The sequence below is a fragment of the Neptunomonas sp. genome (genome assembly GCF_016744175.1).
Taxonomy (GTDB): domain Bacteria; phylum Pseudomonadota; class Gammaproteobacteria; order Pseudomonadales; family Balneatricaceae; genus Neptunomonas.
The window spans coordinates 67,297-82,636 of record NZ_JADGEV010000013.1 but is presented as its reverse complement, the minus strand read 5'-3'; the positions used below and the strand labels follow the sequence as shown (position 1 = coordinate 82,636).

General features: G+C 44.8%; 15 protein-coding genes. 1 reads left to right on the top strand and 14 read right to left on the bottom strand.

The genetic code is table 11. The annotated features are described in order from the left end of the window. Positions 1-14: 14 nt before the first annotated feature. Positions 15-512: a Fe-S cluster assembly transcriptional regulator IscR gene (iscR, locus tag QZZ55_RS08350; RefSeq protein ID WP_293266863.1), complete on the bottom strand. Its 498-nt coding sequence runs from the start codon at positions 510-512 to the stop codon at positions 15-17. Between the two features lie 168 nt (positions 513-680). Beyond that, positions 681-1,427: an RNA methyltransferase gene (locus QZZ55_RS08345; RefSeq protein WP_293266862.1), complete on the bottom strand. Its 747-nt coding sequence runs from the start codon at positions 1,425-1,427 to the stop codon at positions 681-683. A 116-nt stretch (positions 1,428-1,543) separates the two neighbouring features. On the opposite strand from QZZ55_RS08345, the gene QZZ55_RS08340 reads away from it, so the two are divergent. Further along, positions 1,544-2,347 (top strand): inositol monophosphatase family protein, encoded by an 804-nt coding sequence (locus QZZ55_RS08340; RefSeq protein ID WP_293266861.1) that lies wholly within the window; start codon positions 1,544-1,546, stop codon positions 2,345-2,347. A 58-nt stretch (positions 2,348-2,405) separates the two neighbouring features. Here QZZ55_RS08340 and QZZ55_RS08335 read toward each other — a convergent pair whose 3' ends face one another. The 12 genes from QZZ55_RS08335 to QZZ55_RS08280 form a co-directional block, all read right to left on the bottom strand. Further along, positions 2,406-3,701: an adenylosuccinate synthase gene (locus QZZ55_RS08335; protein ID WP_293266860.1), complete on the bottom strand. Its 1,296-nt coding sequence runs from the start codon at positions 3,699-3,701 to the stop codon at positions 2,406-2,408. Between the two features lie 37 nt (positions 3,702-3,738). Beyond that, positions 3,739-4,920: an ATP phosphoribosyltransferase regulatory subunit gene (locus tag QZZ55_RS08330; RefSeq protein ID WP_293266859.1), complete on the bottom strand. Its 1,182-nt coding sequence runs from the start codon at positions 4,918-4,920 to the stop codon at positions 3,739-3,741. Between the two features lie 20 nt (positions 4,921-4,940). Further along, positions 4,941-5,138: a DUF2065 domain-containing protein gene (locus tag QZZ55_RS08325; RefSeq protein WP_293266858.1), complete on the bottom strand. Its 198-nt coding sequence runs from the start codon at positions 5,136-5,138 to the stop codon at positions 4,941-4,943. Between the two features lie 115 nt (positions 5,139-5,253). Then, complete coding sequence (gene hflC, locus QZZ55_RS08320) at positions 5,254-6,132, bottom strand: protease modulator HflC (RefSeq protein WP_293266857.1); 879 nt, start codon at positions 6,130-6,132, stop codon at positions 5,254-5,256. After that, positions 6,129-7,334, bottom strand: coding sequence for an FtsH protease activity modulator HflK (hflK, locus tag QZZ55_RS08315; protein WP_293266856.1), 1,206 nt, complete (start codon positions 7,332-7,334; stop codon positions 6,129-6,131). Before hflK ends, hflC begins: the two co-directional genes overlap by 4 nt. A 50-nt stretch (positions 7,335-7,384) precedes the next feature. Continuing rightward, positions 7,385-8,683 carry a ribosome rescue GTPase HflX gene (hflX, locus tag QZZ55_RS08310; RefSeq protein ID WP_293266855.1) on the bottom strand — a complete coding sequence of 433 codons (1,299 nt, stop codon included), beginning with the start codon at positions 8,681-8,683 and terminating at the stop codon, positions 7,385-7,387. Between the two features lie 12 nt (positions 8,684-8,695). Beyond that, complete coding sequence (gene hfq / locus QZZ55_RS08305) at positions 8,696-8,935, bottom strand: RNA chaperone Hfq (RefSeq protein ID WP_028469893.1); 240 nt, start codon at positions 8,933-8,935, stop codon at positions 8,696-8,698. Positions 8,936-9,042: 107 nt separating this feature from the next. Next, positions 9,043-9,984, bottom strand: a complete 942-nt coding sequence (gene miaA / locus QZZ55_RS08300) for a tRNA (adenosine(37)-N6)-dimethylallyltransferase MiaA (RefSeq protein ID WP_293266854.1) — start codon at positions 9,982-9,984, stop codon at positions 9,043-9,045. Further along, the gene (mutL, locus tag QZZ55_RS08295; RefSeq protein WP_293266853.1) at positions 9,984-11,813 is read right to left on the bottom strand and encodes a DNA mismatch repair endonuclease MutL; all 1,830 of its coding nucleotides are present in this window, start codon (positions 11,811-11,813) and stop codon (positions 9,984-9,986) included. The genes miaA and mutL overlap by 1 nt, the downstream gene beginning before the upstream one ends. Before the next feature lie 39 nt (positions 11,814-11,852). Beyond that, complete coding sequence (locus QZZ55_RS08290) at positions 11,853-13,196, bottom strand: N-acetylmuramoyl-L-alanine amidase (RefSeq protein WP_293266880.1); 1,344 nt, start codon at positions 13,194-13,196, stop codon at positions 11,853-11,855. 41 nt (positions 13,197-13,237) lie between these two features. Then, positions 13,238-13,720 carry a tRNA (adenosine(37)-N6)-threonylcarbamoyltransferase complex ATPase subunit type 1 TsaE gene (gene tsaE, locus QZZ55_RS08285; protein WP_293266852.1) on the bottom strand — a complete coding sequence of 161 codons (483 nt, stop codon included), beginning with the start codon at positions 13,718-13,720 and terminating at the stop codon, positions 13,238-13,240. Positions 13,721-13,725: 5 nt separating this feature from the next. Further along, complete coding sequence (locus QZZ55_RS08280; RefSeq protein WP_293266851.1) at positions 13,726-15,231, bottom strand: NAD(P)H-hydrate dehydratase; 1,506 nt, start codon at positions 15,229-15,231, stop codon at positions 13,726-13,728. Positions 15,232-15,340: the final 109 nt, after the last annotated feature.

Genomic DNA, 15,340 nt, shown 5'->3' with positions numbered 1-15,340 from the left:
AGCTCCAACGCATTTTAAACAGAGGCTTCATCAGCCAGTAAAGAGTCAGTAGCAGTCAGAAAAACCTGACCACTGTGGCGACGATCTTGCCTATCAGCCACATCTTTTACATCTTTTCTTACCACCAGATCCGCCAATGAAATACCATTGAGGAAAGAGTGAATCTGGTTACTTAAATCACACCACAAATGATGAGTCAGGCAGGTTTCGCCGTTTTGGCAGTCGCCTTGACGCCCACATCCAGTCGCTTCGACAGATTCATTAACAGCATCAACCACCTGCGCAACACTTATTGACTGCTTTTCATGGTTTAGCTGATAACCTCCTCCCGGACCTCTTACACTCTTAACCAAGCTGTTTCTACGTAGCTTTGCAAAGAGCTGCTCTAAATAAGACAATGAAATACCCTGCCTCTCAGAGATATCCGCCAAACTAATGGGCCCTTGCCCTTCATGCAGCGCCAAATCGAGCATAGCGGTAACAGCATATCGCCCTTTTGTTGTTAGTCGCATAAACAACCGCCCTTCATTCTTAATCTTAGGTAGCAGTATGTTTTAACCTACAAAATTAGTCAAGTATTAGTCCGAGTATTTAAGTAGGTTATTAACAATTCCGGCGCTATAATTTACCACTTTTAATGAACAATGTCCGTAACGATAAAGCCCCAGACAAGCGCCATATCAATTAAGATCATTTTTTTTCTGAATATGAGTTAGCATGCCACGCAGAACATTGACCTCAACCTTATCTGGCACAGCTCTTTGAAATAAGCGCCTTAAGCGCGGCATCAAATGTCGAGGACTTTCAGGATCAAGGAAATCAATATCAACTAGCACTTTCTCCAAATGATCAAACATCAACTCAAGCTCACGATGTTCTGCAAGCTCAACATCCCATTCAGTACCCCATTTCGGGGCCTGCAATTGCCCTTGCGATTCTTTAAGCTGCACCATACGTAATTCATAGGCGATAACCTGCACTGCGGCAGCAAGATTCAAAGAACTAAAACCTTCTACGGAGGGAATATGTACATGAAGGTGACAAAGCTGCAGCTCTTCATTTGTCAGACCGCGATCCTCACGACCAAAAACAATGGCCATTTTCTGCTCCTCCTTCAACGAAGCAGCAACGCCTGCCAACTCATGGGGATCCATCACTGGCCAAGGAATATTTCTACCTCGAGCACTCGCCCCAACCACCACATGAGCATCTGCAATCGCCTCCTCCAAAGAGCCAACCACCGAAGCAGTCTTGAGAATATCTGACGCACCCGCTGCGCGCGCGTCTGCATCTCCAGAAGGAAAAACACGCGGAACAACAAGGGAAAGATCAGCGAGCCCCATATTTTTCATAGCACGAGCCACACCCCCTATATTTCCAGGATGCGTTGTATTTACGAGAACAATACGAATATTTTCTAATTTCATAACCAACTTCACATAAAAATCGACCAATAGTTTAACAGAATGCCTCTCAGGTGTTCTGTCCGAGCGCTACCTTTTGTATAATCATGCTTTGCTACCCAAACTGAGCACCAATACTAATGCAACCCATGCTAAATATTGCCCTTCGAGCTGCACGCATCGCTGGCGAACAGATTGCTCGCTCTGCTGAGCGAATTGACCTGATAAAATCAGAACAATCCAGCATCAGCGACTTTCTAAACGAGACCGCTACCAAAGCCGAGCAAACGATCGCTTATTCTATTCAAAAAGCTTACCCAAGCCACGCGATAGTTGGTGAATTTTCCGGCGTACATAAAGCGCTAGAAGAAAATACTGATGTCACTTGGCATGTAAATCCGATTGATAGCATTTCCAACTTCACCAATGGATTGCCTGTATTTGCTATTTGCATGTCTGCAGAACTTAAAGGCCGCACAGAGCACGCCATTATTCTCAACCCAATCACAGGTGAAGAATTTACAGCGAGCCGAGGCAACGGAGCTCATTTAAATGGCAAGCGCCTTCGCGTCAGTAATAAGCGCACATTAGAGCAGACTATTATCGGCTCAAGCTTCCTTAATAGCGCTTCAGAAAAAGCTCAATTCGACACATTCAAACAAATCATGTGCCAACTTCAAAGTGCAGACGCAATTCTTCATAACAACGGGTCTGCTGCATTGAACATGGCATACATGGCAGCAGGACGCTTAGATGGTTTTATTCAAATAAAACTAGACCAAAGCTCATTAACCTCCGGTGCACTCCTCATTCAAGAAGCTGGAGGCTTGCTAGGTGATTTTAAAGGCGGTAACGACTTCCGCCAAAATGGCAATACAGTATCTGCAAACCCTAAACTATTCAAAGCACTATTAAAGGCTATCCGCCCGGCAATAGAAGCATAAGCTTAGCTTTAGAAATAAAAAAACCGGCGAGAGCCGGTTTTTTTATGCTTACTTCCTTTTAAACCGCAAAAGGATCACGCAAGACAATCGTTTCGATACGATCCGGGCCTGTCGAAATAATATCTACAGGTGTTCCCAGCAACTCTTCTAAACGAGCGATGTAGTTCTTTGCAGCAGCAGGCAATTCAGCCAAAGTCTGAGCACCTACCGTCGAATCGGTCCAGCCTTGTAACTCTTCATAAATTGGCTCCACTGCATCATAGTCTTCACTACCTGTCAGCGTCTCAACCAAATTACCTTCAGAGTCACGGTAACCAACACAAACCTTAATCACCTCAAGTCCATCCAGAACATCCAACTTAGTCAGACAGATACCAGATACTGAGTTAACCTGAATTGCGTGCTTAAGCGCAACAGCATCAAACCAACCACAACGACGCTCGCGGCCTGTAGTAGCACCAAACTCGTGACCCCTTTCACCCAAATACTGACCGACTTCACAGCCAAGTTCAGTAGGGAAAGGCCCACTACCCACTCTTGTAGTATAAGCTTTGGTGATACCTAGAATATAATCCAGATACAGAGGACCAAACCCAGAACCTGTGGAGGCACCACCGGCAGTCGTGTTAGACGAGGTTACAAATGGATAGGTACCATGATCAATATCTAACAATGATCCCTGCGCACCTTCAAACATGATGTTTTCATCATTCTTACGCATCTTATGAAGTATTGCCGTGACATCTGCCACCATAGGACGCAACTGCTCAGCCATCTCAAGCGCTTCTACTAGCATACTATCAACATCAACTTCGTCAGCCTGATAGTAATTCTTCAGAACAAAGTTATGATACTTCATCACTTCGCGAAGCTTAGTTTCAAAGCGCTCAGCATTCATTAGATCAGATAGACGCAAACCTCGGCGCGCCACCTTATCTTCATATGCAGGCCCAATACCTCGACCCGTAGTACCTATTTTAGCTTCACCTCGAGCCGCTTCACGCGCCTGATCAAGTGCCACATGGTATGGCAAAATCAACGGACAAGCAGGACTCAACCTTAAACGTTCACGCACCGGCACGCCGGCCTCTTCAAGGCCGCGCATCTCTTTTAATAAAGCCTCAGGAGACAGCACTACACCATTACCGATTAAGCAGAGAACTTTTTCACGTAAAATACCTGACGGTATTAAATGCAAAACTGTTTTCTTACCATCTATAACCAATGTATGCCCAGCATTATGACCACCCTGAAAACGAGCGACTGCTGATACCTGCTCAGTTAGCAAATCGACAATTTTACCCTTGCCTTCATCGCCCCACTGAGTGCCTAAAACAACTACGTTCTTACCCATTGTTGTCTCTAAGTTTATTTACGTTAATCGTATGTGATTACAGAGCCGCTAAAGCCCATTCTTCACCCTGCTTAACCAATTTCTGGCTAAAAACTGCATCAACCGCCGTATCTTCAGGCAACTGCTGCACAACTCTAATTCCCTGAGATCGTAATTCGGAAATTTTTTGCATCAAACGAGCGTCACCACCCTCTGGCGCTAGAACACCTCTTACAATATTTTCATCCACACCCACAGCAAGATCTGCCAGTGTTTTCAAGTCTGCACTAAAACCCGTAGCCGGACGTGCTCGACCAAAATCCTTACCAATTGCATCATAGCGACCACCTTTGGCTATCGCTTGACCAAAAACAGGTGTTAATGCAGAAAACACAACACCAGTATGATAATTATATCCACGCAACTCACCTAGATCGAAATACAAATCTACTGCTGGATAACGCTGCTGAATAATACTAGAAAGACGCTCTAAATATGCAACCGCCTCTAAAATTGAAGTATGAATATCTGCAAATAAATCTTTGGATTTTGCTAACACTTCTAAGCCGCCATTCAACTTAGGCAACTCTGCCAACATAGCTATATAGCTTGCATCAATATCAAGTGACTCTAAAAATTCCGATAGCTCTGGTAACGCCTTACGTTGTAGTAACTCCATATACCGAGCAACAACTAAACTATCTAGACCAGCTTCAACAACCAACCCTTGAAAAATACCTACATGCCCAAGATCCAGCGTTAACTCATCCTGCAATCCCGAAGCATATAGCGTCTCAAGCATTAAAGAAATCACTTCTATATCACTTTCAATCCCTGCATGTCCGTATAACTCAGCCCCGACCTGCAAAGGATTACGCGACGCTAACATATTGGCAGAATGTGTATGCAATACAGAACCACAATAACAAAGTCGATTAGCGCCTTGCACATGCATTCGATGTGCATCAATCCTGGCAACCTGAGGCGTAATATCCGCTCGAATACCCAATGTCTGGCCGGTCAATTGATCAACCAGCTTAAAAGTATTTAACTCAAGATCTTTACCAGCGCCCGCAAGCAATGAATCAAAATGCTCCATTAAAGGCGGCATTACTAAGTCGTAGCCCCAGTTATCATAAAGATCAAGCAACTTGCGACGCAAAACTTCAACCTGACGCGCATTTGGCGGCAGCATTTCTTTAACGCCATCAGGAAGCAACCAGCGATCAGCCAATGCCATGTCAAACTCCAAACCTATTATCAATGAATCAGATAAAGACCAAGCACGCCAGCAAGCATACTAAGTAAACCAATAATTCGCAGTCTGCTGTTATCTATATTAGCCAGCTGCTCAACCATTCCCCGCCAACGATGCGGATACAAAAAAGGCACAATACCTTCCAGAATCATCACCAGACAAAAAGCTATTGCTATTTCATACCAAAACTCTGATGACATTCACTACCAGCCGCACTTTGCATAAAAAAACCGGGACTAGGCCCGGTTTTGACGATTTTAACATGGAATCACTAACAAAGTGCAGCCGATTCCTACTTTCTATTACGACTTTATACTATTTTTTAGCACCAGTTGAATTAGACAAGTATCGGAAGAACTCACTATCAGGCTTAAGCAACATTATATCACCGTTACCAGAGAAGGCTCCCTCATATGCTTTCAAACTACGCGTAAAGGAGTAGAACTCTGAATCTTTACTGTACGCATTTGCGTAAATAGAAGCAGCTAGAGCATCTCCTTCACCTCGCAACCCCTCTGATTCTCGATAAGCTTCAGCCACTAACACTGTCTTCTGACGATCTGCATCAGCTCGAATACCTTCAGCTAACTCGAAACCACGCGAACGCAATTCGCGCGCTTCACGCTCACGCTCTGTACGCATTCGCTCATAAACAGAGTTTGAAACTTCTGGTGGCAGCTCAACACGCTTCACACGCACATCTATGATGCTAACACCCAACTCTTTAGAAGCCACTTCATTCAAGCGTCGAATAACTTCTGCCATTACTTCGTCACGCTCTCCCGAAACCACTTCGTTAAGGGTACGCGCACCAAACTGATTACGAAGCTCGTTCTCAACACGAGCAGAAAGTAGATCAGCAGCCCTAAATTCATCACCAGACGTTGCCGTATAGTATGTTTCAACACTGTTGATTTTCCATTTCAGAAAGGCATCTACAATCAGACGTTTTTTCTCGATAGTCAAGAACGCCTGCGGACGGCTATCCAATGTTAGAACACGCCCATCGAACTTACGAATTGTGTTAACAAATGGAATCTTGAAGCTAAGTCCTGGCTTAATATCAGGCTCAACAATTTCACCGAACTGCAACTTCACGGCACGCTCGGTTTCCTTAATAATATAAACCGATTTTGAAGCAACCAGTATAATAATACCCGCTAGGATAGTTGAAATTAGCGCTTTACTACTCATTGTCTACCCTCCCTACGCGTTGTGGCCTGACCTTTTCTGATTTGGTCCACTACCTGATTGGTCACATTTCTTAAAGACTGATCATCTAAACGCACACTACCTGATGTAGTAGCAGACTGGCGATTGCTATTGTTTTGAATAAGCTTATCAACAGGCAAGTACATCATATTATTGCCGCCCTCAACATCAATCAACACCTTAGCGTTTTTAGCCAGTACTTCTTGCATCGTATCAAGATAGAGACGTTCGCGCGTAACTTCTGGCGCTTTTTCATACTCGGTTAACAGCGCGGTAAAACGCTTCGACTCACCTTCTGCCTTAGAAACCACCTGCTCACGATAAGCACTTGCTTCTTCTAGCATACGCTGCGCTTTACCGCGCGCTTCAGGAACAACACCGTTAGCATAAGATTGCGCTTCGTTTTTAACACGCTGCTCATCTTCACGCGCCTTGATTACATCATCAAATGCATCCTGAACCTGACTAGGCGCCTGTGCATTTTTGATATTCACCTGAGTAATTGAAATACCCGTGTTGTAATCAGACATATAACGCTGCAAACGCTCTTTAACTTGAATAGCCAGTGTTTCACGGCCTTCAGTTAAAATTGAATGCATTTCAGATGACCCAACCACGTGACGCAAAGCAGACTCAGCAGCATTTGAAAGGCTGCCATCAGGATCACGCACGCTTAACTCATACGCCTTAGGATCAGCAACTACATACTGGGCTGTCATAGCAACATCTACGATGTTTTCATCTTCCGTCAACATCAACGCCTGATGATCATGGCTGCGCACCCTCGTGGTATTGACGATACTTACTTCATCAATAAGCGGTGGATTCCATGCCAAACCAGGAGTAACCGTGTCACTGTATTTACCCAAAGTAAGCACTACACCACGCTCTTGCTGATCGACGGTATAAAAACCCATACCGACCCATGCAAGTGCTGCGACACCAAGCACAACAAAGATAAAAGCGTTATTACTGCCAGCAGGAGAACTATCACCGCCACCACCACCGCGTTTTTTGCCAGACCCACCAAAAAGATCATTCAGTCGATCTTGCAATTTACGTAGCGCCTCATCCAAATCTGGTGGGCCTTGATCATTACCACGATTGCCCTTGTCGTCGCGCTTATCACCGCCACCCCAAGGATCCTGGCCATTACCATTGCCGCCAGGCTCGTTCCAAGCCATATAGTTCTCCATTAAAAATCTAAAATTTAATAAAACCCGTGAAGATGATGTTAATAGACCTCTTCTACACGATATTGTTCAGTTGCCATACCGAGGCGACTTAGCATTTGCAATAAGTCTTTGCGCTGCAAACGAATCTCCAGCTGCATATCCCCGTGCTCATCAATAACTTCATTCAAGACAGCACTCTGAGCATAAAGATTTGCTCGTAACTGCCCATCTTTTGGCTTTAAGCTAATTGTATCGTGAAATACATCATCAGACAGCCGTTCATTAATCGCACTTAACAATAATTCAATACCATCACCGGACACTGCCGATAACCAAACGCGCACAGGCTCGCCATCACTATTTCGATCAATTCGTGCTTTCTGACCCGGCATCAAATCGATTTTATTGTAAACCTGAAGCAATGGAACATCATCAGCCCCAATCTCTTTTAAGACACGCTCAACTTCGTCCATATGCCCTTGCCGCTCATCGTCACATGCATCAATAACATGCAACAACAATGTCGCATCTGTTGTTTCTTGAAGCGTGGCACGAAAAGATTCAACCAATTTGTGCGGCAGATGGCGAATAAACCCAACCGTGTCAGCAAGAATTGCTGGACCAACATCATCCAATTCAATTTTACGCAGTGTCGGATCAAGCGTGGCAAACAACTGATTAGCAACATACACTTCTGCATCCGTCATTTTATTAAATAACGATGATTTACCTGCATTGGTGTAGCCCACTAACGAAATAGTCGGCACCTCAGCGCGCTGCCTTGAACGACGCCCTTGCTCTCGCTGTTTTTGAACTTTTTCCAGGCGAGCAAGAATAGTTTGAATACGCGCTCTTAATAATCGCCTATCTGTCTCAAGCTGACTCTCACCAGGACCACGCAGACCTATACCACCTTTTTGTCTCTCAAGGTGAGTCCAGCCTCGCACCAAACGAGTAGACATATGCTCCAATTGAGCAAGCTCTACTTGCAACTTACCCTCATGGGTTCTGGCACGTTGTGCAAAAATGTCCAATATAAGTCCAGTACGGTCTAATACTCGGCACTGAATTACACGCTCAATATTTCTTTCCTGAGCGGGAGACAAAGCATGATTAAAAATAACCAATTCAGCTTCATGCAGCTGGGTAAGCTGTTTTAGTTCTTCAAGTTTTCCAGTACCTATAAAGAACTTTGCAGTAGGCCTTTGACGGCTACCTGTCAGTATTTCAACAGGATCAGCTCCGGCAGACAGTGCGAGCTCTTCGAGCTCGCGCGGGGATTCTTGGATAGCCTTAGCAGACATATCCATATGAACGAGTATGGCTTTTTCGCCTGACTCAGGACGCTCAAAAAACAATCAGTTTATACCTCAGTCAGGTTGAACTTCATCAGGCTGTGGCAGTTTCACCGGGCGTGATGGGACAACCGTAGAAATGGCGTGTTTATACACCATTTGGCTTACCGTATTTTTAAGCAAAATAACAAATTGATCAAAAGATTCAATTTGTCCTTGCAGCTTAATACCGTTTACCAAGAAAATTGAAACGGGAACACGTTCCTTGCGTAGAACGTTCAGATAAGGGTCTTGTAAAGATTGCCCTTTTGACATTGGAAACTCCTTCCTGATGAATATTTCATTATTATGTTAGGCCATTTATCTAAAAATGATAACAAAGCCTTTTTTGTGCACAGCACCAAAACCGTATAACTACAGCATTATATAATGGCTGAATCAAATAATTTCAAGCTGTGATTGAGAATATCTTTATCTTCGCTCTTCAGCCAGTGTAAATTTTCCCAGCTTCTTAGCCATGTTATCTGCCTTTTCGCCAATTGGCGCGTCGCTATAATACCCTTTTCGATCATTGTGTCATGATCATACTCGCCATCAAGGTACGACCACACCTGACGGTAGCCAACACAGCGTACAGATGGCATTTGCGCATGAAGGTCACCGCGCTGATACAATACGTTTACTTCTTCAACAAAACCTTCCTTCAGCATTAATTTATAACGCAGCGCAATTCGTTCATGTAAAGTTTTACGCTCCTCAGGCATAACTGCTATATTCTGCACTTCATATGGAAAACGCTGCCTTTCTTGCTCAGCCCATAACTGCGTCAAGGTTCGTCCGGTCAACTGATATACCTCTAGAGCTCGCTGCAACCGCTGAGAATCATTTGGCGCTAAACGCTTGGCAGATTCTGGATCAATTTTGGATAACTGCTCATGCAATGCAGGCCAACCTTCACGCTCACCTTTCTCCAACAACTGCTGGCGTATATGCGGATCAGCTTCAGGCAAAGAGGCCAGCCCTTTCAAAAGAGCGTTGTAATACATCATGGTACCGCCTACCAACAACGGAATACGACCCTTCGCCGTAATTGCCGCCATTTCACGCAACGCATCTGCTCTGAACTCTGCTGCCGAGTAACTTTGTGCCGGATCTATAATATCGACTAAACGATGAGGGTATTGTTTCAACATCTTCGCATCGGGTTTCGCCGTACCAATATCCATACCCTTATAGACCAATGCAGAGTCGACACTAATAATATCGCAAGGAAGCTCTTCAGTAAGGCGCATAGCTAGATCCGTCTTTCCTGCAGCCGTAGGCCCCATCAAAAAAATTGCTGGAGGCAATTTATTAGTAACCATTACTGCCCCCTCATAAACAATTTGTCTAGTTCGGACAGACTCAACTGAGTCCACGTTGGGCGACCGTGATTGCATTGCCCACTGCGCTCTGTTGCTTCCATATCTCGTAGTAGGCTATTCATTTCAGGAATAGTCAGCTGACGGTTAGCACGAACAGCTCCATGACAAGCCATCGTGCCTAATAACTCATTCATATGCTCTTCTAAACGTCGACTGCTACCAAACATCATCATGTCAGATAATACATCACGTAGTAACTGCTCTACGTTGGCCTTAGCCAAAGTGACAGGCACCTGTCGAATTACCACTGTCTCTTCGCCCATACGTGCGAGTTCAAACCCTAGCTTTTCAAACAGTTCATTAAACTCTTCCGATGCATCTGCCTCACGAACACTCAGCGCCACACTGACAGGCACTAGTAATGGCTGGCTTCTCACGCCCTCTGCTTCACAAGCTAGCTTTAAGCGTTCATAGACAATACGCTCGTGGGCTGCATGCATATCCACTAGCACCAAGCCTTCTTTATTTTGAGACAGAACGTAAATTCCATGCAGTTGCGCTACGGCATATCCCAGCGGCGGAATCTCAGCCATTTCATCAGATTCAAACGGCATCACTGACGGACTCGTAGAAAAACCACCTGATGAAGGTTGTGAAAAAGTACGATTCTGATGCAGCTGCCCGTAAGAGGCTACTTGCTCATTCACACCGGATATCTCACGCGGCTGGTGCAGCGGCATATATTGCTGATCAAATTTTTGTTCAGCTGTTGCTTCTACTGCTGTTAATTCCTGTAGAGCAGGCACACTGGAAGCATCAGGGCGAATTTCGCCAATCACTCGATGGATGGACCTAAATATAAAATCATGGACCAGCCTGCCTTCACGAAAACGAACTTCGTGCTTAGTCGGATGTACATTCACATCAACCAAGGCGGGATCCAGCTCCAAATAAAGAACATAAGCGGGGTGGCGGCCATGAAAAAGTACATCAGCATAGGCTTGTCGAACCGCATGTGTGACTAATTTGTCTCTAATCATCCGCCCATTGACAAAAAAGTACTGCAAATCAGCCTGACTACGAGAAAATGTCGGCAGTCCGATCCAGCCTCGAAGGCTTAAGCCAGAAGCTTCCGCGTTCATATCAACGTGCAACGACTGATCAACAAATGCAGGCCCACAAACCGAAGCAACACGGCGTTCTTGCTCTGCTTTAACACTGGCAGGCTTTAACTGGTGGATAACGCGGCCATTGTGTTTCAATTGAAAAGCAACATCAAAACGGCTCAACGCCAAACGCTTCACCACTTCTTCGAGGTGTTTAAACTCTGTGTTTTCCGTTTTTAAAAATTTACGGCGCGCCGGTGTATTAAAGAACAGATCGCGCATTTCAACCGTAGTACCCTGCGGGTGCGCTGCGGGCGACAACTGCGCCGACATATCTCGCCCTTCAGTCTGCACCTGCCAAGCATATTCACTATCAATCCGACGTGAGGTTAACGTCAAACGAGACACCGAACTAATACTCGCCAGCGCCTCTCCACGAAAGCCCAGGCTGGCCACCGCTTCTAAATCTTCAAGTTCATAAATTTTAGAGGTTGCATGACGACTTAATGCCAATGGAAGATCATCTTTTTCAATGCCATCACCGTCATCACGGATACGAATCAATTTTATACCCGCTTGCTCTACATCCACTTCCAAGCGAGTAGCACCAGCATCCAAACTGTTTTCCAGTAACTCTTTAACAACAGAAGCAGGCCGCTCAACCACTTCACCGGCCGCAATTTGGTTCGCTAGGCGAGGAGACAATAAATGAATTTGTGACATGAAAACTCTAAATAATAGTCGAATTGAAACTCGAAAAGATTAACTGGTGGGAATACGCAAAACCTGACCAATACGAATTTTATCACCTTTGATATCATTGGTTTTACGTAACACGTTCAATTTAACACCATGGCGCGATGCAATCACCGATAGTGTATCACCACTAACTACCTGATAACGACGCTGCCCTGACTGTTTATAGCCATCATTTTTTTTATAAGCAATATAAGTGTAAGCAGGGGGTTTATTCCAAAAGTGGGACTTAATCCCTGCATAAATCGCTTTGGCCATTTTGCGCTGGTAAGCTTTTGTTTTAAGCAGACGAGCTTCTTCTGGATTTGAAATAAAACCTGTTTCTACCAAAATTGATGGTATATCAGGAGATTTCAGCACCATAAAACCAGCACTTTCTACCCGAGATTTATGCATTTTAGCAAATTTATCAACGTTACGATGAATCTTGCTAGCGATTTGCAAGCTATCAGATCGACTCGCCGTCATCGACATATCTAATAAAACACCCGCCAACACATCATCTTTATCTTCAAGGCTGACACTACCAACGCCCCCAATCAAATCGGCACTGTTCTCTTTGCGTGCGAGCCAACGACCCACTTCACTGGTCGCGCCTCTACTAGACAACACCCATACTGAAGCGCCGCGTGCTCTAGAATCTTTAAAGGCATCAGCATGAATAGAAACAAATAAGTCAGCATTTTTGGTACGCGCCTTTTTAGTACGACCACGCAAACTAATGTAATAATCGCCCGAACGAATCAACTCTGCTTTAAATCCTTTTTCTTTATCAATCAGTCGCTTAACTTCTTTAGATATACCCAAAACCACATCTTTTTCACGTACACGGCCAGCACCAATTGCTCCAGGATCTTCACCACCGTGTCCTGCATCTATCGCAATGACGATATCACGCAACTTACCCTTTTGGTCACGTGGAGTAGCGGTCTTAACCACTGTTTCTTTTTCAGTATTAAATAGATCTAGTACTAAACGATGCCCATACTGGTCGTTCGGTTTTAAGTCAAAACTTCTAGGACGAATACTTTTATTGAGATCCAAAACCACACGTAAGTTCTTACCCTTCGTGCTGGTGCGAACCTGCTTGATAGGGCTTCCTTTAAGGTTGAGCTTAGACAGGCGGGTTTTAACAGCGGCGTTGTTAATGTCTAGCACCAAGCGATCTGGCTTGTTTAACGTGAAAATTTTATGCGTCACTGGCCCACTTAAATCGAAGACCAAACGAGTGTTATCTGGCGCCAGCCACATGCGAACATTTTTGATATCGGCGGCATAGGCCATGCCCACCGTCAGTACGCAACTTAGCAGTATTGAAGTGCGTACTATGTTTTTAATCAAAAAAATCATCATGTCAGGTTAGTCGACGCTCTGTGTAATTAGTTCAGTGATTAGTTTAACGCTTGATTATCAAGCTGTTGAGATAAGTTATCGGCTGCAGCCTTACCTTTTTGAGTTTTAGCTTTCCAGCTAATAGAACGCCCCTCTCCAGAGACATCTAAAAACACCTCCAAATCAGCTTCTGGCAGTAAGCCTTGGCCTTTATCCGGCCATTCAATCAAGCATAACGAAGTATCTGTAAAGTAGTCCCGAATACCCATATATTCCAGCTCTTCAGGATCAATCAAACGATACAAATCAAAGTGATAAATAGTGCCGCAATCCTGCTCATAAGGCTCAACAAGCGTATAGGTCGGGCTTTTAACCGTACCTTGGTGGCCGGCAGCACGAATAACCCCACGACTTAATGTTGTTTTTCCCATGCCTAGATCACCGACAAGATTGATCACACCCTGGTGTTGCATTGCGAGTAATAACTCAGCACCAAACTGCTCCATCGCAGCTTCATCTTTTGCAAAAATTTTTTGTTGCATTTAATCTACATTTTTCCGTTTAAAATCAATCTAACATAAGGGAAAAGGTCTGTTGCTTTCAAGCCCCGCTCTCCACTTGTCTGCACGCATAAATCTGCAGCAGCAGAATGAGCATATACGCCAACTCTAGCGGCATCAACCGGACTTAGCTTTTGAGCTAATAATCCGCCAATAATACCCGACAATACATCTCCCATTCCTCCCGATGCCATTCCGGGGTTTCCAGCACTGCACAAATGCATCACATCACCATCGGTGATTAATGAACCTGCACCTTTTAGCACAACAGTACCGCCCGCTGCTGTTTGTAGCTCCATGGCACTACTAATACGGTCTTTTTGTAACAATGAAACTTCAGACTCAAGCAATCGAGCAGCTTCGCCAGGGTGGGGTGTTAAAATCCAATTTTTCCTCGATAGCTGGTTAAATCTGTCTTTCTTTAACAAAATATTTAAACCATCCGCATCAATAACAGCGGGTAAGTTTGTTTTCCAAACTACTTGAAGCATTTGCTCTGCCCACGCTTGCTGCCCAATCCCAGGGCCAAATACAATGACATCAGCCTGTTCAAGCAAAGGCAACAACTCAACCCCTGACTCAACAGCACGCACCATGATTTCAGGGCATCGGCATAATGCTGCAGTTAGATGCTCACCCCTTGTGGCTAACGTGACTTTTCCTGCACCGCTGTACAATGCAGCTTCTGCTGCCATGATAGCCGCACCTCCCATACCTTGATCACCGCCAATAACGAGCACGTGACCACACATGCCTTTATGAGCCAACCTTGATCGCGCAGGCAAACACTCAGCTATATCATCAGCCCCCACGCGAAAAGCGCTGACAGAAACCTGCTCATACACTGACTCAGGTATATGCAAACCATCAAACGATAACACGCCTACATGCTCAACCGCCTGATGCATGAAAAGCCCTAGTTTTAAGCCAATAAAAGTAACGGTGACATCCGCTTTAACAGCACACCCTAAAACCTGCCCGGTATCTGCGCAAAGTCCTGAAGGTATATCCACAGCAATGACAGGCGATACATGGCGGTTTATTTTATTAATAGCTAGATGAAATACCCCTCGCACATGACCAACCAAGCCGGTTCCAAGCAGCGCATCAACGATTACATCGCCTTCAAATGGTTGATCATCTTTAAATACATCAAATTTAACACCCTCACTGCTCGCCCATAACCATGCTTCTCTGGCCTCTCCTCTAAGCTCGCAGGCAAAATCATCCCCTCCAACGTAGAACGCCTGCACTGAAAAGCCTTTCTGGCGCGCCAAAGCCGCTACGACAAAGCCATCTCCACCGTTATTTCCTCCCCCGCATAGCACCGTAAGGCTTTTAATATCTGGCCAGCATTTTTGAATTTCAAAAAAAACTGCACGCCCGGCACGCTTCATTAACGTAAAGCCTGGTATACCTCCTTCGTCAATAGCTGTTTTATCCAGTAAACGAGTTTGCTCAGCTGTGTATAATGTACTGGGTAGCTCTTTCATAACCTTACGCTTCCAAACACTTGGTGACTCATTTCATTATAGTTGAAGCAACAGTTTAACAGGCAAGTATTGATCGTGACCGATTCTATTTCATCAACACCTATTCAGC

What these genes read in the sequence shown, in the direction of transcription:
- iscR (WP_293266863.1), bottom strand. Translation starts at nt 512, where the DNA reads ATGCGACTAACAACAAAAGGGCGATATGCTGTTACCGCTATGCTCGAT.
- QZZ55_RS08345 (WP_293266862.1), bottom strand. Translation starts at nt 1,427, where the DNA reads ATGAAATTAGAAAATATTCGTATTGTTCTCGTAAATACAACGCATCCT.
- QZZ55_RS08340 (WP_293266861.1), top strand. Translation starts at nt 1,544, where the DNA reads ATGCAACCCATGCTAAATATTGCCCTTCGAGCTGCACGCATCGCTGGC.
- QZZ55_RS08335 (WP_293266860.1), bottom strand. Translation starts at nt 3,701, where the DNA reads ATGGGTAAGAACGTAGTTGTTTTAGGCACTCAGTGGGGCGATGAAGGC.
- QZZ55_RS08330 (WP_293266859.1), bottom strand. Translation starts at nt 4,920, where the DNA reads ATGGCATTGGCTGATCGCTGGTTGCTTCCTGATGGCGTTAAAGAAATG.
- QZZ55_RS08325 (WP_293266858.1), bottom strand. Translation starts at nt 5,138, where the DNA reads ATGTCATCAGAGTTTTGGTATGAAATAGCAATAGCTTTTTGTCTGGTG.
- hflC (WP_293266857.1), bottom strand. Translation starts at nt 6,132, where the DNA reads ATGAGTAGTAAAGCGCTAATTTCAACTATCCTAGCGGGTATTATTATA.
- hflK (WP_293266856.1), bottom strand. Translation starts at nt 7,334, where the DNA reads ATGGCTTGGAACGAGCCTGGCGGCAATGGTAATGGCCAGGATCCTTGG.
- hfq (WP_028469893.1), bottom strand. Translation starts at nt 8,935, where the DNA reads ATGTCAAAAGGGCAATCTTTACAAGACCCTTATCTGAACGTTCTACGC.
- miaA (WP_293266854.1), bottom strand. Translation starts at nt 9,984, where the DNA reads ATGGTTACTAATAAATTGCCTCCAGCAATTTTTTTGATGGGGCCTACG.
- mutL (WP_293266853.1), bottom strand. Translation starts at nt 11,813, where the DNA reads ATGTCACAAATTCATTTATTGTCTCCTCGCCTAGCGAACCAAATTGCG.
- QZZ55_RS08290 (WP_293266880.1), bottom strand. Translation starts at nt 13,196, where the DNA reads ATGATTTTTTTGATTAAAAACATAGTACGCACTTCAATACTGCTAAGT.
- tsaE (WP_293266852.1), bottom strand. Translation starts at nt 13,720, where the DNA reads ATGCAACAAAAAATTTTTGCAAAAGATGAAGCTGCGATGGAGCAGTTT.
- QZZ55_RS08280 (WP_293266851.1), bottom strand. Translation starts at nt 15,231, where the DNA reads ATGAAAGAGCTACCCAGTACATTATACACAGCTGAGCAAACTCGTTTA.